Origin of the sequence: Salmonella sp. 32070601201500089SM, assembly GCF_017573605.1 — a bacterium.
Classification (GTDB): Bacteria; Pseudomonadota; Gammaproteobacteria; order Enterobacterales; family Enterobacteriaceae; genus Salmonella; species Salmonella enterica.
On sequence record NZ_JAGETK010000013.1, the window covers coordinates 66,943 to 86,092 of the forward strand.

Sequence of the window (19,150 nt, forward strand, 5' to 3'; positions counted from 1 at the left end):
ATGACTAAAGCTGAAAATGCGGTGGCGATCGTAAAAGAATTTTTGGTGGCCTCGATGATTCCCGATGCTGAACGTGCCGCAACGTATATGCACCCGGAGGTGAAAATTACCTTCACCGGAGGCCGGGCGATGGCGGGCGCGGCAGATATCGCGCAGTTTAACGGCGCTCGTTACAAGTGGGTGAAGAAGGCGCTGGGCGAGTTTGATGCGGTGCAGCATGATGATAACGTTGTGATTTATTCCAACGGTACGTTGTATGGCGAATGGCCCGACGGTCGCCCGTTTGCCGATAACCGCTTTATCGACCGCTTCGAAGTGCGCGATGGCAAAATTACCCGGATGGACGTGTGGAATGACAGCGCCGAGTGGATTCTGGCGCCAGACATTTCCCGGTAAATCTCGACGGCGAGATAAAAAATCGGCCTGCATTCGCAGGCCGATGGTTTTTAGGTTCGCTTGTACAGCGGTAGCCACAGCGTGAGCCGCAACCCACCCAGCGGGCTATCGTCAGCCTTAACCCAGCCGCGGTGCTGCTGCATGGCGCTTTCGACAATCGCCAGCCCCAGCCCGGTGCCGCCAGACTCGCGGTCGCGCGCCTCATCAGTGCGATAGAACGGACGGAAGATCTGCTCGCGGTCTTCAGGGCTGACGCCCGGCCCGTCGTCATCGACCGTGATCGTAATACCGTCTTTATCCACCGAGAAGCCGACTTCAATCTTCGTATGTGAATAGCGCAGCGCATTACGAACTATATTTTCCAGCGCGCTTTCCAGCGCGTTTGGGTTGCCATAGAGCGGCCACGGCCCCGGCGGATAATTTACCGTTAACGACTTGCCCATCTGTTCGGCTTCAAAGGCGGCGTTATCCAGCACTTCGCCCCATAGCTGATTGGCTTTCATCGTTTCGCTGACCAGCGCATTTTTCTGTTGGTTACGCGACATCACCAGCAGGTCATTGATCATGCTGTCCAGACGCTGCGCTTCGGTTTCAATACGCTCCAGCTCTTTGCTTTCGCCGCCACGACGACGCAGCAGCGCGGTACCCAGTTGCAGGCGCGTAAGGGGCGTTCGCAGCTCATGGGAGATGTCTGACAGCAAACGCTGCTGCGAGGTCATCATCCGTTCCAGCGCCGTCACCATCTGGTTAAAACTGGCGCCAGCGGCGAGGAACTCCTGCGGACCCGCCTCCAGCTCCGGATGCTGACGCAGGTTGCCTTGCGCCACTTCATCAGCCGCGTTTTTCAACTTACGCGCCGGTTTCGCCAGACTCCATGCCAGCCATAGCAAGAGCGGCGAACTGACCAGCATCGTGACAATGAGCAACAGGAGCGGGCGGTCAAACAGCAGATTAATAAAATCGGATTGCGAACTGCTGGCCGGTCGAATCAGGTAAAGCTGGTAATTATCCTCTCCGTCACGAACGGAGAACGGCCCCACCATCTCTACGCGGCCATATTTTTTCTTCTGCGGATGATCGGCGTTATCCGCCTGACCAATGAAGTTACGAATGATCTGCATTTCGCTGCGTTCAGCGCCGATCACGCGTCCTTCAGAGGTCACCAGTAATAACCGCTGTCCAGGCGGCGCCCACTTATCGATCGCGCGGAACAGGCGACGCCACCACATCAGATCGTTGGGCGGATCGTTCGCAAGTTCAGCTTCTACATGTTGCTCTATCATCAATCCCTGGCGCTGCTCGCTGTCCAGCAGCTCGGTCATCTGGCGTGAATCGAGCTTGGGCAACATCAGTACCAGCATTAGCACCAGCGCCAGCGTCAACCAGAAGATGGCGAAGATGCGCGCGGTTAAACTTCCTATCATGAAGCGGAAACCATCAGATAGCCGCGACCACGCAAGGTTTTAAACCACGGGTGACCGTCTTTGCGTTCCGGCAGTTTGCGGCGCAGGTTAGAAATATGCATATCAATGGCGCGATCGAACGGCGTCAGGCGCTTACCCAGCACTTCCTGACTTAAATGTTCACGGGAAACCACCTGGCCGAGGTGTTGCGCCAGCAAATAGAGCAGGGTGAACTCCGTACCGGTCAGCTCCAGCGTTTGGCCATCGAAACTGGCTTCCTGGCGGCCCGGATTAAGGCTTAGCGCATCGACTTCCAGCGTCGGCGAGCCGTTGTCGCTGCTCTGCTGCTGTTCGCTCCAGTGGGAACGGCGCAAAATAGCCCTGATACGCGCTACCAGTTCGCGGTCGTTAAACGGTTTGGGTAAATAGTCGTCCGCGCCCAGCTCAAGGCCGAGAACGCGATCCAGCTCGCTGCCGCGCGCGGTCAGCATAATGACAGGCGTCTGGTGTGTCTGGCGAAGCGCTTTCAACGTATCGATACCGTTTTTCTTCGGCATCATGACGTCAAGCAAAAGTAAATCGATGCTGTCATCCAAAAGCTCAAGCGCCTGCTCGCCATCGTGGGCCACCAGGACATTAAAACCTTCCATTTCGAGGAGCTCTTTTAACAGGGAAGTCAGCTCTCGGTCATCATCAACTAACAGGATTTTATTCATTGTTTACGTACCTCCGAGGCAGAAATTACGTCATCAGGCGTCGCTAATCCATGACTTTACGTTGTTTTACACCCCCTGACGCATGTTTGCAGCCCGAATCGTAAACTGTCTCTCGTTGAATCGCGACAGAAAAGATTTTGGGAGCAAGCGATGCGCAAAGTTACCGCTGCTGTTATGGCCTCAACGCTGGCATTCAGTTTTTTAAGCCACGCAGCTGAAGTTGTTACAAGCGATAACTGGCACCCCGGTGACGGGGCCACGCAGCGTAGCGCGCAAAATCATATGTTTGACGGCATAAGTTTAACCGAACATCAGCGTCAGCAGATGCGAGATCTTATGCAACAGGCAAGGCACGAACAGCCTCCTGTTAATGTTAGCGAAATGGAGACAATGCATCGGCTTGTCACCGCAGAAAAATTTGATGAAAGCGCTGTGCGCGCTCAGGCAGAAAAAATGGCGCAAGAGCAGGTTGCCCGCCAGGTCGAAATGGCCCGCGTGCGTAACCAGATGTATCGCCTGTTAACGCCGGAGCAGCAAGCGGTTTTGAATGAAAAGCATCAGCAACGAATGGAGCAACTGCGCGACGTGGCGCAATGGCAAAAAAGTTCATCGTTGAAATTATTGAGTAGTAGCAACTCACGTTCCCAGTAACAACCCTGTTTTCCTTGCCATAGACACCATCCCTGTCTTCCCCCACATGATGTGGGGGTTTTTTTATCTCCAGTTTGTCATTCTGTTATTAGCTTACTGTTTTAAACCATCCGTTATACTACCGGCAGAAGATAGCGGGAGTATTTATGAATCAAACCTATGGACGGCTGGTTAGCCGGGCGGCTATCGCGGCAACGGCGATGGCATCAGCGTTACTTTTGATCAAAATTTTTGCGTGGTGGTATACGGGATCGGTGAGTATTCTGGCGGCGTTGGTGGACTCGCTGGTGGATATTGCCGCGTCATTGACGAATTTGTTGGTCGTGCGTTATTCGCTGCAACCCGCAGATGATGAACACACGTTTGGGCACGGTAAAGCGGAGTCGCTGGCGGCGCTGGCGCAAAGTATGTTTATTTCCGGTTCGGCGTTGTTTCTGTTTTTGACCAGTATTCAGAATCTGATTAAGCCGACGCCAATGAACGACCCCGGCGTGGGGATTGGCGTTACCGTCATCGCTCTGATATGCACTATTATACTGGTCACGTTTCAGCGCTGGGTGGTACGCAAGACCCAAAGTCAGGCGGTACGGGCGGATATGCTTCATTATCAGTCTGATGTTATGATGAACGGAGCGATTCTTATCGCGCTGGGGTTATCCTGGTACGGTTGGCATCGTGCGGATGCCCTGTTTGCGTTAGGTATCGGCATCTATATTTTGTATAGCGCGTTACGTATGGGGTATGAGGCGGTGCAGTCATTATTGGATCGCGCGCTGCCCGATGCGGAACGACAGGAAATTATTGATATCGTGACGTCATGGCCGGGAGTCAGCGGCGCGCACGATCTCCGCACGCGGCAGTCAGGGCCGACTCGCTTTATTCAGATTCATTTGGAAATGGAAGATAATCTGCCGCTCGTTCAGGCGCATTTTGTGGCTGACCAGGTAGAGCAGGCGATTTTACAGCGTTTTCCGGGTTCAGATGTCATTATTCATCAGGATCCCTGTTCAGTCGTTCCCAGGGAAGGCAGGAAGTTCGAGCTTGTATAATTGATTGTTAAAAAGTGAGCCAGGCCAGCATTTTGTGTATAAATTACCGCCATTTGGCCTGACCTGAATCAATTCAGCAGGAAGGGATTGTTATACTATCTGTATATTCGTTGGATCGTTTCGAAGTGCGAAATCGGCTTCCGGCAATAGATTTCATTTTGCATTCCAAAGTTCAGAGGTAGTCATGATTAAGAAAATCGGTGTGTTGACAAGCGGCGGTGATGCGCCGGGCATGAACGCGGCAATCCGCGGTGTTGTGCGCGCAGCGTTGACGGAAGGGCTGGAAGTCATGGGCATTTATGACGGCTATCTGGGCCTGTATGAAGATCGTATGGTTCAGCTTGACCGTTACAGCGTATCTGACATGATCAACCGTGGCGGTACTTTCCTCGGTTCTGCCCGTTTCCCGGAATTCCGTGACGAAAATATTCGCGCTGTCGCGATCGAAAACCTGAAAAAACGCGGTATCGATGCGCTGGTAGTTATTGGCGGCGACGGTTCTTATATGGGTGCAAAACGTCTGACTGAAATGGGCTTCCCGTGCATCGGTCTGCCAGGCACTATCGATAACGACATCAAAGGCACCGACTACACTATCGGCTATTTCACTGCTCTCGGCACTGTAGTGGAAGCGATTGACCGTCTGCGTGACACCTCCTCTTCTCACCAGCGTATCTCTATCGTTGAGGTGATGGGCCGTTATTGCGGCGACCTGACGTTGGCGGCGGCTATTGCTGGCGGCTGTGAGTTTATCGTGGTGCCGGAAGTTGAATTTAATCGCGAAGATCTGGTGGCCGAAATCAAAGCCGGGATCGCGAAAGGGAAAAAACACGCTATCGTCGCTATTACTGAGCATATGTGCGATGTTGACGAACTGGCGCACTTTATTGAAAAAGAAACGGGCCGTGAGACGCGTGCGACGGTGCTCGGCCACATTCAGCGCGGTGGTTCCCCGGTACCTTACGATCGCATTCTGGCTTCCCGTATGGGCGCGTATGCTATTGACCTGCTGCTGGAAGGCCATGGCGGTCGTTGTGTCGGTATCCAGAACGAGCAGCTTGTTCATCATGACATCATCGATGCGATTGAAAACATGAAGCGTCCGTTCAAAAGCGACTGGATGGAGTGCGCGAAAAAACTGTACTGATTGTTTTTGCGCGCCTGATGGCGCTACGCTTATCAGGCCTACAGGTTGCAGAAACGTGTAGGCCGGATTAGGCGCTAGCCGCCATCCGGCAATCCCTCAGATTTATTCCTCGAAGTTATAGCCAATCTTTTTTTATTCTTTAATGTTTGGATCTCTTTCTGGCACGCTTTGCTCATCACAACACAACATAAGCGAGTCGGGCGATGAAAAAGTGGGGCGTGGGGTTCACATTATTGCTGGCGTCAACCAGCATTCTGGCAAAGGATATTCAGTTACTTAACGTATCATACGATCCAACGCGTGAGCTGTACGAGCAGTACAACAAAGCGTTTAGCGCGCACTGGAAGCAGGAAACCGGCGACAACGTCGTGATCCGCCAATCGCACGGCGGTTCGGGTAAACAGGCGACTTCCGTTATTAACGGCATTGAAGCCGATGTCGTGACGCTGGCGCTGGCTTACGATGTGGACGCTATTGCGGAACGTGGTCGTATCGATAAAAACTGGATTAAGCGTCTGCCGGATAACTCAGCACCTTACACCTCCACCATCGTTTTCCTGGTCCGTAAAGGCAATCCAAAACAAATTCATGACTGGAACGATCTGATTAAACCCGGTGTGTCGGTGATTACGCCAAACCCGAAAAGCTCTGGCGGCGCACGCTGGAACTATCTGGCGGCATGGGGCTACGCCCTGCACCACAACAATAACGATCAGGCCAAAGCGCAGGACTTTGTCAAAGCCCTGTTTAAAAACGTTGAAGTGCTGGACTCCGGCGCGCGCGGCTCAACCAATACTTTCGTTGAACGCGGTATCGGTGATGTGCTGATTGCCTGGGAAAACGAAGCGCTACTGGCGACGAATGAACTGGGTAAAGATAAATTCGAGATAGTGACCCCGAGTGAATCTATTCTCGCAGAGCCGACCGTTTCCGTGGTCGACAAAGTGGTGGAAAAGAAAGACACCAAAGCGGTAGCGGAAGCCTACCTGAAGTATCTCTACTCGCCGGAAGGGCAGGAGATAGCAGCGAAAAACTTCTACCGTCCGCGCGATGCTGACGTGGCGAAAAAATACGACGATGCGTTTCCGAAGCTGAAGCTGTTCACCATTGACGAGGTGTTTGGCGGCTGGGCGAAGGCGCAAAAAGATCACTTCGCTAATGGCGGTACGTTCGACCAAATCAGCAAACGCTAAACCGTTTATAAACCCGGTAACGTATTATGTTACCGGGTTTTTTCTTTGCCACAATTTTGCGTTACTCTTCCCCGTCTATGGGTCACAGGGAACGCATATCATGAAAAAAACAGGCTACTTTTTACTGGCGGTGATAGTGATTGTCGCCGCGGCGGGCGTCGGTTACTGGAAATTTTCCGGCAACCCTGATGCATTACGGGAAATCGTGCTTGAACAATGCCTGCCCGATCAGTTACAGCATCAAAACCCAGCGCCGTGCGCGGAAGTCAAACCTCGCGCTGGCTATGTCGTCTTTAAAGATCGTCACGGTCCGTTGCAATATTTATTGATGCCCACCTACCGTATCAACGGTACAGAAAGCCCGCTATTGCTGGAACCCGCTACGCCCAACTTTTTCTGGCTGGCCTGGCAGGCTCGCGGCTATATGAGTAAAAAATACGGGCATGATATTCCGGATAGCGCGGTCTCGCTGGCGATTAATTCGCGGCTTGGTCGTTCACAGGACCATTTGCATATCCATATTTCTTGCATCCGTCCTGACGTTCGGGAACAACTGGATAACGATCTCACGCGCATCAGCACTCGCTGGCTTCCGCTGCCGGGTGGCCTGATGGGGCATGAATACCTGGCGCGCCGGGTAACCGAGAGCGAACTGGCGCAGCGTAGTCCGTTTATGATGCTGGCGGAAGAGGTGCCGGAAGCGCGCGATCATATGGGACGCTATGCGCTGGCGGTGGTACGCCAAAGCGACGACTCTTTTGTTCTGCTGGCGACCGAGCGTAACCTGCTGACGCTTAATCGCGCATCGGCGGAAGAGATTCAGGACCATAGTTGCGCCATTTTGTCTTCCCGCTGATTTTCGTTACACCCCCTGCTCATTATCTTATTGATTCTTATCCCGGTTTAAAACTGGGGTAAGATCGTGTCTATAAAAATATGTGAAACCGATCAAAAGATATAAAGGTATACCTTTATATCTTTTGGTGGTTAGTTACACTCTCTTCATAGCCTCCATAGATTGTCTGGTGGATGGCTTATATAAAAACGTTTTTATTTCATGTAGTGACATCATTAATTGTTCACCAGATTTGCGCTGTTAAGCGTAAAGGAATATCAACATGAAACTTTCTATCGTGGAAAAAATCGGCTTCGGCGCGGGAGATATGGCGATAAACGTTGTGATTATCGCCATGCAGCTGCTCCTCGCCTATTTCTATACCGATATCTACGGCCTGAGCGCCGCTGATGTTGGCGTACTGTTTGTAGTTGTGCGGATGATTGATGCCATTATCGATCCGGCCATGGGGGTTCTTACCGATAAACTGAATACGCGCTGGGGGCGTTATCGCCCGTGGCTGCTGTGGTTTGCTATTCCTTTTGGTTTCGCCGTGTATTTGATGTTTATTACGCCTGATATGGCTTATATGGCCAAGCTGGCGTGGGCCTATGGCACCTATATTCTTATGACCCTGGTCTATACCGCGATCACCATTCCCTATATTTCGATGATTGGCGTGATTACCAGCGACCCCGTCGAACGGTTAAGCGCCAACGGTTATCGCTTTGTGATGACCAAGATTGCCGCTTTTCTGGTGACTATCGTCGTACCGATGCTTGCCGTCTGGCTGGGGCAGGGCAACAAGGCGCTGGGTTACCAGTTTTCGATGGGGCTGATGGGGGCGATGGGCGCCTTGCTGTTTATCTTCTGTTTTCTTACCACGCGTGAACGCAGCGAGCCGGAAATTACGTCGTTATCGGTGGGGAAACAGTTTAAATATCTGTTACGCAACGATCAGTGGATTATTCTCGGCGTTGTTATTCTGCTGCTGATGTGCGGTTATGTTATTCGCGGTTCCGTTGCCGCTTATTACGCCAAGTATTATCTGAACGGCGGAGATAGTCTGATTTCACCCTTCCTGACTACCGGCGTCGTTGCCTCTATTTTAGCGATGATCGCTACCACCTGGATAACCAAGTTCTGGGACAAAATTAAGATGTTCCGCTACACCCAGATTATTACCTTTATCCTGAGCGCGCTGATGTATTTCTCCGTCGGGCGTGAAAATCTTATCCTGGCGTTTGCGTTCTATTTTCTTATTAATTTCTTCTGCGATATGCAAATGCCGGTGTTCTGGTCCTCTATCGCCGAAGCGGTGGATTACGGCGAAAAGAAAACCGGTCTGCGCGTTTCCGGGTTGGCGTTTGGCGGCATCCTCTTCTTCCAGAAGTTTGGGATGGGGATCGCGGGCGGGATACTCGGATTCCTGCTGAGCCACTTTGGCTATCAGGCCGATGTTGAACAGAGCGCGCGTTCGCTCACCGGTATTGCGCTGATGATGACGCTCATTCCGGCTCTGTTTCACCTTGCGGTTGGGCTGCTTATGAAAAAGTATCTGATTAACAACGAATATTATCGTGATATTCAGCTTGCCCTGGCGCAGAAACAGGCATAAGGAGGCGCAAATGAAGGCCATGAATAAGGTTTGGGTTATCGGCGATGCCTCCGTTGACCTGGTGCCGGAAAAACAGAACAGCTATCTGAAATGCCCCGGCGGAGCGTCGGCGAACGTGGGGGTATGCGTTGCCAGGCTGGGCGGAGAGTGCGGTTTTATTGGCTGTCTTGGTGACGATGACGCCGGCCGCTTCCTGCGCCAGGTTTTTCAGGATAACGGCGTGGATGTCACGTTTCTAAGGCTGGATGCGGACCTGACCAGCGCGGTGCTGATCGTCAACCTGACGGCTGACGGGGAACGCAGCTTTACCTATCTGGTGCATCCGGGGGCTGATACCTACGTTTCGCCGCAGGATTTGCCGCCGTTCAGGCAGTACGAATGGTTTTACTTCAGCTCAATTGGCCTCACCGACAGTCCCGCTCGCGAAGCATGTCTGGAAGGGGCGAGACGCATGCGAGAAGCCGGTGGCTACGTGTTATTCGACGTCAACTTACGCAGCAAAATGTGGGGGAATACCGATGAAATCCCTGAACTGATCGCCCGGTCCGCCGCGCTGGCTTCTATCTGCAAAGTCTCGGCAGATGAGCTGTGCCAGCTCAGCGGGGCCAGCCACTGGCAGGATGCGCGTTATTACCTGCGCGATCTGGGCTGCGACACCACCATCATTTCGCTGGGGGCCGATGGCGCGCTGTTGATTACCGCCGAGGGGGAATTCCATTTCCCCGCACTGCGCGTCGATGTTGTCGATACCACGGGAGCCGGCGATGCTTTTGTCGGCGGGCTGTTGTTCACCCTTTCCCGCGCAAATTGCTGGAATCATACCCTACTGGCGGAGGCCATCAGCAATGCTAATGCCTGCGGCGCTATGGCGGTGACGGCAAAAGGCGCAATGACCGCTCTGCCGTTTCCCGACCAGCTAAACACTTTTCTGTCCAGCCATTCGCTGGCACAAGCCATGACCGTGAAATAAGGAGTCATCATGCACGTTGATCAAAACAAAATACTGGGATGCCTGGTGGGCGCCGCCGCCGCGGACGCGATGGGAGCCGCGACGGAAGTACGCACCCAGCAGCAAATAAAAGACTATTTTGGCGGCTGGGTGACGACCTTTCAAAAACCGCCAGCGGACACGTTTGGCCGCTGCAACGAAGCGGGGATGTGCACGGATGATTTTATTCAGGCGAAGTACATCATGGATGCGCTGCTGCGCCATCAACGCCAGGTCAGCGACGAGGCGATGCGCGAGGCTTTCCAGCAGTGGCTGGATTACCCGTACTACGCCAACTTTACCGGCCCGACGACGCGTGCGGCAATGAAGGCAATATTCAATGATAACCGCGCCTCTTTACAGGGTGAGCTGGAAGGCGAAAAACAGTCGGTACAGATTATTAATAAGGGTAACGCGGAGGCAACGAACGGCGCCGCCATGAAGATTTGGCCAGCGGCGGTGCTGCATCCGGGTGATATTGACGCGGCGATTGACTGCGCGCTACAGATTTGCCGTTTTACGCATAATAACGTGCTGGCGATGTCCGGCGCAGCGGCGATGGCGGCGGCAACCAGCGAGGCGTTAAGAGCGCAGACCAACGCAGACAGCATTATTGCCGCCGGTATTTACGGTGCGCAAAGGGGCTATCTGCTGGCGCAGGAGCAAGGGGCGATGATGGTCGCCGGGCCTTCCGTTGCCCGACGCATTGAGCTGGCCGTAGATATCGGTAAACGTCATCGCCATTGGGAAACGGCGGTGGTGGAACTTGCTGATATTATTGGCTCCGGGCTGCACGTGAGTGAAGCGGTGCCGGCGGCCTTTGGCCTGTTCGCGTGTTGTCCGAATTCTGCCGTAGATGCTATTATCTCCGGCGTTAATATCGGCAATGATACTGATACTGTCGCCACCATGGTCGGGGCGATTTCCGGCGCATTCCATGGCGTGGAGGCTTTTCCCGCCGATTATTTAACGACTTTGGATCGTATGAATCATTTCGATTTGGCAGAACTGGCCAGGCAAATCGCAGGGTAGCGACTTCACCCTGCCGGGGACGGTAAAACGTCCCCTGCTGGCGAAGACGTGAGGTGCGCAGCTTGCAGGTTGATAAAACGAGCTTTACTCCGCTTTATAAGCAACTATTTTTTATCATCTGTCAGCAGATCCAGAACGGGTCTTTGCCTTTGGGTAGCCAACTACCGACGCAAAAAGAGATTGCCAGATCCTACAACGTCTCGCTGATTGTGGTTAAACAGGCCTGGAGCGAATTAATCAATGCGGGCATTATTTCCTCCCAGCGCGGAAGTGGTTCGGTGGTGTGCTCGGTGCCGGAAGGCGTGAGCTACGGGCACACGTTTCGCGGTATTACCCGCGATCTCCAGGACGCCAGCGTGGCGATTGAGAACCGTATTCTGGAAATCGCGCCGCGCCGCGCGCGCGACGCTCAGGCAGACGGCTTGAGCCTGCCCGCACAGCATCACTATCTCTATATTTCGCGTATTCGTTGCCTGAATAACCGCCCATTTAACCATGAGAAAATATATCTCGATCTCAGCTTCTTTCCCGGCCTGGAACTCACACCGCAGGCGCTGGAGCATACGTCGCTTTATTCGTTATTAAACGTCACAAGCGACTCGGCGATAGAAAAAGTTGAGGCGATTTTACCTTCCGCTGACCTGTGCGAAAAATTGCAAATCGCCGCCAATAAACCGCTGTTATCCGTCGCCAGACAGACGTTTCAGGCCGGGAAGGACAGCCCTTTTGAGTATTGCCGCTATTACGTGCTGTCTGAATACTTTGGTGAAATTCATTATCACTGATCTGTCCGCTTAATCCTGCGATAACCCCACTATATCTGGCGTTTACCTGCCTGACTGTCCGTCGTATTCTTGCTGAAAAAATCGTCAGGAGACAGGTATGTCGCTCTGGTTGCCCCATCCTCTGTTCCTTCCTTTCATCATCGTTGGCGTTACTATCCTTCTGTGGGCGACTTCGCCACTGCCGGAGTTTATGACCGCACTGCTATTTTTTGCTGTGGCGATGGGACCAGGGAAAGCTCCTGCGCGGGCGGGGATGCTGTGATGTATCGCGCTGGCGGTGATACGCCAAAGCGATGGCTCTTTTGTCCTGCTGGCGACCGAGCGTAATTTACTGATCTTCAATCGCGCTTCTGCCGAGGAAATTCAGGATCATCAGTGTGATATCTTGAACCAACAGGTCATCAAATGACAGCTTGATATTGCATTAACGAATGCCGTTTGGAGGCCGGACAAGGCTCTCGTGGCGCTATCCGGCAAAATCTGGCGATGGCGCGGGCGTTACCAGGCCGGTGGATCTGCGGGGTGGCTGTCATTTTCCAGATGCGGCGATTTAATAAACACGCCTTTCCAGGGTTTATCACCGTTATTAATGAGATAATGCGCCTCCCCAGGTTCGCACTGTAAAACATCTCCAGTTTGCAGGATATGAGGTGTTCCTTCCAGATACAGGCACACTTCACCGCTTAGGGTATAAAAAATCTCACAAGCGGTATTATGGCGATGGTTAGGGAATGACTGCCCTGGTTGTAGTATGACGACGCCCATATCGCAGCCCGGCCCACGGATTAAGTATTTAGGGCCATTATCGCCAAAGCGGTATTCATGATTCTTCTCATTCGTTTTTTGCATGCTTATTCTCCTGTTACAGGCCTGGCGCTTTCCAGAGGGATGTCGTTAAGCCACCATCGACCAGCGCGCGTTGATCCTGATAAACGGCCTGCCATTTTTCTCTGGCCTGCTGATAGACAGCGAAATTTTCAGGATTAGGTTTATGCTCCCGATCCCAGCGCACTAGTTTTTCTCCCGTTTCCGCCAGCGATGGCCAGATACCCACGCCAACGCCTGCGGCAATAGCGCACCCTAGCGCGGTAGCTTCTTTGACGACAGGTACGTGAACGGTGAGTCCCGTAACGTCGGCAAGGATTTGGCTCCATAATTTGCCTTTAGATCCTCCGCCGGCAAAAACCAGCGAGTCGGCCTGTACGCCGGAAAACGCGGCAATTTGCTGTAAATTGCAGGCGGAAACAATGGCGGCATTCTCTTCCAGCGCGCGAAATAGGGTCGCTTTATTACACTTTTCAGGATCGATAGACAGATTGATAAACGACGGCGCGGCATGGTACCAGCGTTTAAAACGCATAACGTCAGAGAAGATGGGCATCACACCGTACGCGCCGGGAGGAACCCGGCTGGCCATATCTTCCAGCAGGGAATACGCATCAATACCTAACCTTTCAGCGATTAGTTTTTCCTCGGCGCAAAAGGCGTCGCGGAACCAACGCATCGTTAACCCAGTAAAAAAGCTAATAGACTCGGTTTGTACCATTCCGGGGATCACATGAGGATTGATGCGAACGTTCATGTTTGGGTCGGTGACCGGCGCGGGAAGATTGACGACCTGTTGCCAGAAGGTTCCGCCCAGCACGGCCGTTTGCGCCGGGCGTACGACGCCCAGCCCCAGACAGCCTAACTGCACATCGCCGCCGCCAACGATGACCGGCGTACCCGCTTGCAGGTCGCACTGTTCAGCCGCTTTCTGTGAAATGTGACCGAGCAGCGTCCCGGTTTCTTTTACCGGCGAGAGAATGTCAGAACGCAGGCCCGCCATCTGTAACAGACTACGTTTCCAGTTGCGGGTCACCAGATCCAATAACCCCGTCGTGCCTGCGTTGGAGGGATCGACCGCCAGTTCGCCGCTGAGCATAAAGGCCATCCAGTCGCTGATCATAGTGACGGTTGACGCGCGATGATAAATATCCGGACGATGGTGGGCAAGCCAGAGCAGACGCGGAATAGCGCTGAGCGCCAGCGTTTGCCCGGAGCAACGATAAACTTCCTCCTCAAAGGTGTTATCGTGCAGCTCTTTTAATTCACTGACTTCGTGCGCCGCGCGGGCGTCAACATTAGCGCAGGCCCAAATGGGTTCGCCGTTACTGTCATAAATAACAATGCCTTCACGCATCGAACAGGCCGATACGGCAGCGATAGCCGTTGCAGGGATGGCGGCTTTCTGTAGTGCCTGACGGATACACTGGCAAGCCAGTTGCCAGTTTTTGGCAAGATCAAACTCCATCGAACCAGGCACATCCGGCACGGCCAGATGCTGCCATTCCGCTTGACCGACAGCTATTTGCTTTCCTTGTAGATCAAAAATTACTGCTCTGACGCTACCGGTACCGGCGTCAAGAGCCATCAGGTAATGTCCTGATTCAGTATGGGTACAGAGTCGAGCCATTTTTTTATCCTCGGCTATTTTTACATCGTTACATAAAATCCTGTCAGTTATTGTTTATTGAATTGAGGTAAGTGTTATTTTATTTTTTATTTTTCAATAAGTTGAATTATTTTCCCTGCGGTTTTCTGATCGGTAACCAGCGCATTGATATAGTTACCGCGCATAGCGGCAATAATAGCTTCTGCTTTTTGTTCGCCGCCGGCGACGCCAATCACGGTTGGGATCGTGGAAAGAGAATTTAACTTCAGGCCAATTAATTCGTTATGGATTTTGATGTCTGGAATAATTTCGCCATGAGCATCAAAAAAATAGCCCAGAATATCGCCTACTGCGCCTTTGCGGCCAATCATGAGTTGTTCACCCTGAGTGATATAACCGGATTTTAAGATACTGGCTTGATCTTTCTGGTTAATTGCCCCAATCCCCACGATGGCGGCATCGGCAGCTTGCGCTGTGAGCATCACATCCCGCACGCTATTTTCATTGCGCAGCGTGCAGGCAATTTCCTGCGATGATGCGCGCAGCGGCGCGGGCATAATACTTACGCTACAAGCGGCATCAAGCTGGCCTATTCCGGTCATATACGGCCCCACGCCGCCGGATAACGTGACCAGTCGGATTTGTTGCGCCGAGATAAATCCGCTGAGGCGTTTTAATGTGGTCATCGTGGCTTCGCCAAAGCCGACGGCCAGCAGTTGCTGTGGCCGCAGTGACTCCATCAACATATGGGCGGCGCCGATTCCTAAGCGCAGACCAATATCGGCATCGGGTAATGCCGGCAGCACGCGGATATTCTGCAATGCGAAGTGGTTGCGCAAGGCATTTTCATACTCAAGACACCCTTCGAAGCGGGAGTTGATTTGTACGCGAATAATACCGGACTGATGCCCTTTCTCCAGCAGACGAGAAACCTTTAGCCGGGTTAGCCCCAGACGCTCGCTGATTTCACTCTGCGTCAATCCATCGTGATAGTAGAACCAGGCAATACGCGCCACCTGCTCTTCTTCGCACATTCCATAATCAGATACCAACGTATTATCGCTCATTGTCATAACCTGGCTTTACTTTGAACATTTCTAAATCATTAACACAATTGTTCAGTTATCACTCCGAAATAACCGTGATTAACGCCACAAAAACGCGTCAAATCTGAACATTCATCATCTAAAAATTCATTTATTCAGAAAACGTGATCTGGATGAGAGTTTTTTGACCAAATAACTACTACCGTTTTGAACAATTTCTTTTTCAAAAAACATTTGTTCAGTCCCGTCAGTCAACATTGAGGGAGCGGAGGCAACATGCAAATCAGTCACAATACTGCATCCCCTCTGATTTGTGTGCAGAACATTTATAAAAGTTATTCCGGCGTCGAAGTACTAAAGGGAATTGACTTTACTCTGCATGCGGGAGAGGTGCACGCATTGCTTGGCGGCAATGGTGCGGGTAAATCAACATTAATGAAGATTATTGCCGGTATAGTCCCGCCAGATGGAGGGACTATCGATATTGCTGGTGTGCGTTGCAGTCATTTAACGCCTCTGAAGGCGCACCAGTATGGCATTTACCTGGTTCCCCAGGAGCCTCTGTTATTTCCGAGTTTATCTGTGCGGGAAAATATCTTGTTTGGCTTGCAGGGACGTCAGGCCTCCACGGAAAAAATGCAGCAGCTATTAAAGGCGATGGGATGCCAACTCGATCCGGCGAGCGCTGCGGGTACGCTTGATGTTGCAGACCGCCAGATCGTTGAAATTATGCGCGGCTTGATGCGCGACTCGCGAATCTTAATTCTTGATGAGCCCACGGCGTCGTTAACGCCAGCCGAAACTGATCGGTTATTTACGCGTCTGCAAGAGTTGCTGAAAAAGGGGGTCGGAATTGTATTTATTTCTCATAAGCTACCAGAAATTAGACAGTTAGCTCACTGCGTTAGCGTGATGCGTGACGGTAAAATCGCATTATTCGGAAAAACGCATGACCTTTCTACCGACGAGATTATTCAAGCTATCACCCCGGCAACGCAGGGCGTCAGTCTTTCCGCGAATCAAAAGTTGTGGCTGGAATTGCCTGGCAGCCGCCCGCAGAACGAACGCGGCGCGACGGTATTAGCGCTGGAGTCACTGACGGGCGAAGGTTTTATGAATATCAACCTTGAGGTGCGGGCAGGCGAAATCCTTGGTCTGGCCGGGTTGGTCGGCGCGGGACGCACAGAATTGGCTGAAACGCTGTACGGTATTAGACCGGTCAATGCGGGGCGGATGCTGTTCAATGGTGAAGAAATTAACGCCCTGACAACCCAACAGCGGTTGCAGCTCGGCCTGGTCTATTTGCCGGAAGATCGGCAGTCATCCGGGCTGTATCTTGACGCTTCCCTGGCATGGAATGTCTGTTCGCTGACCCACAACCAAAAAGGATTCTGGATAAAGCCCCAGCGGGATAACGCCACCCTTGAACGTTACCACCGCGCGTTAAATATCAAACTCAATAATGCCGAACAGGCGGCGCGTACTTTATCCGGCGGTAACCAGCAAAAAGTATTGATTGCCAAATGCCTGGAGGCCTCTCCGCAATTACTGATTGTCGATGAACCGACCCGCGGTGTCGATGTCTCCGCCCGCAGCGATATTTATCAGCTGTTGCGCAGTATCGCGCAACAAAATGTCGCAGTGCTGTTTATTTCCTCCGATCTGGAAGAGATAGAGCAGATGGCCGATCGCGTATATGTCATGCACCAGGGGGAACTGGGGGGGCCTGCGTTATGCGGCGAGGAAATTAACGTTGATACCATCATGCACGTTGCGTTTGGCGAACATGGTGCGTCGGAGGCAACATGTTGAAATTCATCCAAAATAACCGGGAAGCGACGGCACTGCTGGCAATAGTCTGTTTATTCGTGTTTCCTGGCGCGCTGGATAGCCAGTATTTGAGCGTGCAAACGCTGACAATGGTTTTCAGTAGCGCGCAAATTTTGATGCTGTTGGCGATTGGCGCGACGATGGTAATGCTCACCCGCAATATTGATGTATCGGTGGGCTCGACGACAGGCATGTGCGCGGTATTGCTGGGAGTGATGTTAAACGCAGGCTATAGCCTGCCGGTCGCCTGCCTGGCCACATTAATATTAGGAATTGTCGCCGGATTTTTTAATGGCGTACTGGTTGCCTGGTTGAAGATACCCGCCATTGTCGCCACGCTGGGAACGCTGGGCTTGTATCGTGGGATCATGCTGCTATGGACAGGGGGAAAATGGATTGAAGGATTACCCGCAGGCTTAAAGCAACTCTCTGCTCCGGTGTTTCTGGGAATTTCCGCAATCGGCTGGTTTACCCTGGTGTTAGCGCTGCTTATGGCCTGGCTCCTGGCGAAAACCGCCTTTGGCCGCAATTTTTACGCCACCGGCGATAACCTGCAGGGCGCCCGGCAATTGGGTGTCCGTACCGAGATGGTACGCATCATGGCATTTTCACTTAATGGCGGTATGGCGGCATTGGCTGGAATCGTGTTTGCCTCGCAGATTGGCTTCATTCCCAATCAAACCGGCACGGGGCTGGAAATGAAAGCCATCGCGGCCTGCGTATTGGGGGGAATTAGCCTGTTAGGCGGGTCAGGCACGGTCATCGGCGCTATTCTCGGCGCTTATTTTCTTACGCAAATCGATAGTGTGTTAGTGCTGCTGCGTATCCCCGCCTGGTGGAACGATTTTATTGCCGGCCTGGTATTGTTGGGCGTACTGGTATTCGATGGGCGGCTGCGTTGCGCATTACAACGCAATCTGCGCCGCCAGAAATATGCCCGTTTTATATCACCACCCACTCCACTACAGGCGGAAGCAAAAACGCACGCACAACAGAATAAAAACAAAGAGGTGGCATGATGAATCCATGGCGACGCTATAGCTGGGAAATTGCGCTGGCAGCCTTATTGATCTTTGAAATTCTGGCTTTCGGTCTGATTAACCCACGTTTATTAGATATTAATGTCTTACTTTTTAGCACTAGCGATTTTATTTGTATCGGTATTGTCGCTTTGCCGCTAACAATGGTTATTGTCAGCGGTGGTATGGATATTTCATTTGGTTCTACAATCGGGCTATGCGCGATTACCCTGGGTGTGCTGTTTCAGCTCGGTATGCCGCTACCTTTAGCGATTATTATTACCCTACTACTCGGCGCAATATGTGGGCTGATAAATGCCGGACTTATTATTTATACCGGCGTAAACCCGTTGGTGATTACCCTGGGAACCATGTATTTATTTGGTGGTAGCGCATTATTGTTATCTGGTATGGCTGGCGCCACGGGTTATGAAGGTATTGGTGGATTTCCCACAGCGTTCACTGACTTTGCCAATATTTCATTTCTTGGTATTCCCATGCCGCTTATTTTTTTTCTTGTGTGCTGTCTGTTTTTCTGGCTGCTCATGCATCGTACGCATATGGGACGCAACGTTTTTCTGATTGGCCAGAGCGCCCGTGTCGCGCAGTACAGCGCGATCCCGGTGAATCGCACGTTGTATACCGTGTATGCCATGACCGGATGCGCCTCCGCGATCGCCGCCGTATTACTGGTTTCTTACTTTGGCTCCGCACGTTCGGATCTGGGCGCCTCTTTCCTGATACCGGCCATTACGGCGGTTGTGCTGGGAGGCGCCAATATTTATGGCGGCTCCGGGTCGATTATGGGGTCCGCGTTGGCGGCGCTGCTGGTGGGATTTTTACAGCAGGGGCTACAGATGGCCGGAGTGCCGAATCAAATTTCCAGCGCATTGTCCGGTGCGCTTCTCATTGTTGTTGTCGTTGGTCGTTCCGTCAGTTTGCATCGTCACCAAATCCTTGAATGGTACTCACGCCGTCGCAATGCGCATCAGGCATGATTTCCTTTTG

The 19,150-nt window shown here is 52.3% G+C and carries 18 protein-coding genes and 2 pseudogenes; 15 read left to right on the top strand and 5 right to left on the bottom strand.

Annotated features, from left to right (window positions below):
• A complete protein-coding gene (locus J4728_RS18720) occupies positions 1 to 396 on the top strand; it encodes a nuclear transport factor 2 family protein (RefSeq protein WP_208212219.1) in 396 nt (131 codons plus the stop codon).
• A gap of 50 nt (positions 397 to 446) precedes the next feature.
• On the opposite strand, the gene cpxA is transcribed toward J4728_RS18720, so the two are convergent.
• Complete coding sequence (gene cpxA, locus J4728_RS18725; RefSeq protein ID WP_000580402.1) at positions 447 to 1,820, bottom strand: envelope stress sensor histidine kinase CpxA; 1,374 nt, start codon at positions 1,818 to 1,820, stop codon at positions 447 to 449.
• On the bottom strand, positions 1,817 to 2,515 hold the full coding sequence (gene cpxR / locus J4728_RS18730; RefSeq protein ID WP_001033731.1) for an envelope stress response regulator transcription factor CpxR: 699 nt from the start codon (positions 2,513 to 2,515) through the stop codon (positions 1,817 to 1,819). Before cpxR ends, cpxA begins: the two co-directional genes overlap by 4 nt.
• A 150-nt stretch (positions 2,516 to 2,665) precedes the next feature.
• Between cpxR and cpxP the strand changes: the two genes are divergently transcribed.
• The 11 genes and pseudogenes from cpxP to J4728_RS18785 all read left to right on the top strand — a co-directional run.
• Entirely contained in the window at positions 2,666 to 3,166 is a 501-nt protein-coding gene (gene cpxP / locus J4728_RS18735) for a cell-envelope stress modulator CpxP (RefSeq protein ID WP_001233463.1), read from the top strand.
• A 146-nt stretch (positions 3,167 to 3,312) separates the two neighbouring features.
• Positions 3,313 to 4,215 (top strand): CDF family cation-efflux transporter FieF, encoded by a 903-nt coding sequence (gene fieF / locus J4728_RS18740; protein ID WP_001077320.1) that lies wholly within the window; start codon positions 3,313 to 3,315, stop codon positions 4,213 to 4,215.
• A 184-nt stretch (positions 4,216 to 4,399) separates the two neighbouring features.
• Entirely contained in the window at positions 4,400 to 5,362 is a 963-nt protein-coding gene (gene pfkA, locus J4728_RS18745; protein ID WP_000591793.1) for a 6-phosphofructokinase, read from the top strand.
• A 203-nt stretch (positions 5,363 to 5,565) separates the two neighbouring features.
• On the top strand, positions 5,566 to 6,555 hold the full coding sequence (locus J4728_RS18750) for a sulfate ABC transporter substrate-binding protein (protein ID WP_000758711.1): 990 nt from the start codon (positions 5,566 to 5,568) through the stop codon (positions 6,553 to 6,555).
• A 100-nt stretch (positions 6,556 to 6,655) separates the two neighbouring features.
• Entirely contained in the window at positions 6,656 to 7,411 is a 756-nt protein-coding gene (locus J4728_RS18755) for a CDP-diacylglycerol diphosphatase (protein ID WP_000750762.1), read from the top strand.
• A 262-nt stretch (positions 7,412 to 7,673) separates the two neighbouring features.
• Positions 7,674 to 9,008, top strand: coding sequence for an MFS transporter (locus J4728_RS18760; protein WP_000777314.1), 1,335 nt, complete (start codon positions 7,674 to 7,676; stop codon positions 9,006 to 9,008).
• Between the two features lie 10 nt (positions 9,009 to 9,018).
• Positions 9,019 to 9,978 carry an aminoimidazole riboside kinase gene (locus J4728_RS18765; protein WP_000646502.1) on the top strand — a complete coding sequence of 320 codons (960 nt, stop codon included), beginning with the start codon at positions 9,019 to 9,021 and terminating at the stop codon, positions 9,976 to 9,978.
• A 9-nt stretch (positions 9,979 to 9,987) separates the two neighbouring features.
• Positions 9,988 to 11,028 (top strand): ADP-ribosylglycohydrolase family protein, encoded by a 1,041-nt coding sequence (locus J4728_RS18770; protein WP_000557882.1) that lies wholly within the window; start codon positions 9,988 to 9,990, stop codon positions 11,026 to 11,028.
• Between the two features lie 62 nt (positions 11,029 to 11,090).
• Positions 11,091 to 11,813, top strand: coding sequence for a GntR family transcriptional regulator (locus tag J4728_RS18775; RefSeq protein WP_001519915.1), 723 nt, complete (start codon positions 11,091 to 11,093; stop codon positions 11,811 to 11,813).
• Between the two features lie 97 nt (positions 11,814 to 11,910).
• Positions 11,911 to 12,054, top strand: a pseudogene (locus J4728_RS18780) (citrate transporter); the annotation flags it as partial.
• Between the two features lie 27 nt (positions 12,055 to 12,081).
• A pseudogene (locus J4728_RS18785) lies at positions 12,082 to 12,222 on the top strand (CDP-diacylglycerol diphosphatase); the annotation flags it as partial.
• A gap of 89 nt (positions 12,223 to 12,311) precedes the next feature.
• Here J4728_RS18785 and J4728_RS18790 read toward each other — a convergent pair.
• The 3 genes from J4728_RS18790 to lsrR form a co-directional block, all read right to left on the bottom strand.
• Positions 12,312 to 12,662, bottom strand: a complete 351-nt coding sequence (locus J4728_RS18790) for a cupin domain-containing protein (protein WP_001173080.1) — start codon at positions 12,660 to 12,662, stop codon at positions 12,312 to 12,314.
• A gap of 13 nt (positions 12,663 to 12,675) precedes the next feature.
• Positions 12,676 to 14,268: an autoinducer-2 kinase gene (lsrK, locus tag J4728_RS18795; RefSeq protein WP_000113084.1), complete on the bottom strand. Its 1,593-nt coding sequence runs from the start codon at positions 14,266 to 14,268 to the stop codon at positions 12,676 to 12,678.
• Between the two features lie 86 nt (positions 14,269 to 14,354).
• Positions 14,355 to 15,314, bottom strand: a complete 960-nt coding sequence (gene lsrR, locus J4728_RS18800; protein ID WP_001283049.1) for a transcriptional regulator LsrR — start codon at positions 15,312 to 15,314, stop codon at positions 14,355 to 14,357.
• Between the two features lie 255 nt (positions 15,315 to 15,569).
• Here lsrR and lsrA point away from each other — a divergent pair, with 255 nt between their 5' ends.
• Genes lsrA through lsrD form a run of 3 tightly spaced genes read left to right on the top strand, consistent with a single transcriptional unit; the run spans position 15,570 to position 19,140 of the window.
• Entirely contained in the window at positions 15,570 to 17,105 is a 1,536-nt protein-coding gene (lsrA, locus tag J4728_RS18805; RefSeq protein WP_001167248.1) for an autoinducer 2 ABC transporter ATP-binding protein LsrA, read from the top strand.
• On the top strand, positions 17,099 to 18,142 hold the full coding sequence (gene lsrC, locus J4728_RS18810; RefSeq protein WP_000911133.1) for an autoinducer 2 ABC transporter permease LsrC: 1,044 nt from the start codon (positions 17,099 to 17,101) through the stop codon (positions 18,140 to 18,142). The genes lsrA and lsrC overlap by 7 nt, the downstream gene beginning before the upstream one ends.
• Positions 18,139 to 19,140, top strand: a complete 1,002-nt coding sequence (lsrD, locus tag J4728_RS18815; protein WP_208212221.1) for an autoinducer 2 ABC transporter permease LsrD — start codon at positions 18,139 to 18,141, stop codon at positions 19,138 to 19,140. The genes lsrC and lsrD overlap by 4 nt, the downstream gene beginning before the upstream one ends.
• The last annotated feature ends 10 nt before the right edge of the window (positions 19,141 to 19,150 follow it).

Bases quoted from the DNA above. Each gene is read 5' to 3' on its own strand.
- J4728_RS18720 (WP_208212219.1), top strand. From the start codon at position 1: ATGACTAAAGCTGAAAATGCGGTGGCGATCGTAAAAGAATTTTTGGTG.
- cpxA (WP_000580402.1), bottom strand. From the start codon at position 1,820: ATGATAGGAAGTTTAACCGCGCGCATCTTCGCCATCTTCTGGTTGACG.
- cpxR (WP_001033731.1), bottom strand. From the start codon at position 2,515: ATGAATAAAATCCTGTTAGTTGATGATGACCGAGAGCTGACTTCCCTG.
- cpxP (WP_001233463.1), top strand. From the start codon at position 2,666: ATGCGCAAAGTTACCGCTGCTGTTATGGCCTCAACGCTGGCATTCAGT.
- fieF (WP_001077320.1), top strand. From the start codon at position 3,313: ATGAATCAAACCTATGGACGGCTGGTTAGCCGGGCGGCTATCGCGGCA.
- pfkA (WP_000591793.1), top strand. From the start codon at position 4,400: ATGATTAAGAAAATCGGTGTGTTGACAAGCGGCGGTGATGCGCCGGGC.
- J4728_RS18750 (WP_000758711.1), top strand. From the start codon at position 5,566: ATGAAAAAGTGGGGCGTGGGGTTCACATTATTGCTGGCGTCAACCAGC.
- J4728_RS18755 (WP_000750762.1), top strand. From the start codon at position 6,656: ATGAAAAAAACAGGCTACTTTTTACTGGCGGTGATAGTGATTGTCGCC.
- J4728_RS18760 (WP_000777314.1), top strand. From the start codon at position 7,674: ATGAAACTTTCTATCGTGGAAAAAATCGGCTTCGGCGCGGGAGATATG.
- J4728_RS18765 (WP_000646502.1), top strand. From the start codon at position 9,019: ATGAAGGCCATGAATAAGGTTTGGGTTATCGGCGATGCCTCCGTTGAC.
- J4728_RS18770 (WP_000557882.1), top strand. From the start codon at position 9,988: ATGCACGTTGATCAAAACAAAATACTGGGATGCCTGGTGGGCGCCGCC.
- J4728_RS18790 (WP_001173080.1), bottom strand. From the start codon at position 12,662: ATGCAAAAAACGAATGAGAAGAATCATGAATACCGCTTTGGCGATAAT.
- lsrK (WP_000113084.1), bottom strand. From the start codon at position 14,268: ATGGCTCGACTCTGTACCCATACTGAATCAGGACATTACCTGATGGCT.
- lsrR (WP_001283049.1), bottom strand. From the start codon at position 15,314: ATGAGCGATAATACGTTGGTATCTGATTATGGAATGTGCGAAGAAGAG.
- lsrA (WP_001167248.1), top strand. From the start codon at position 15,570: ATGCAAATCAGTCACAATACTGCATCCCCTCTGATTTGTGTGCAGAAC.
- lsrC (WP_000911133.1), top strand. From the start codon at position 17,099: ATGTTGAAATTCATCCAAAATAACCGGGAAGCGACGGCACTGCTGGCA.
- lsrD (WP_208212221.1), top strand. From the start codon at position 18,139: ATGATGAATCCATGGCGACGCTATAGCTGGGAAATTGCGCTGGCAGCC.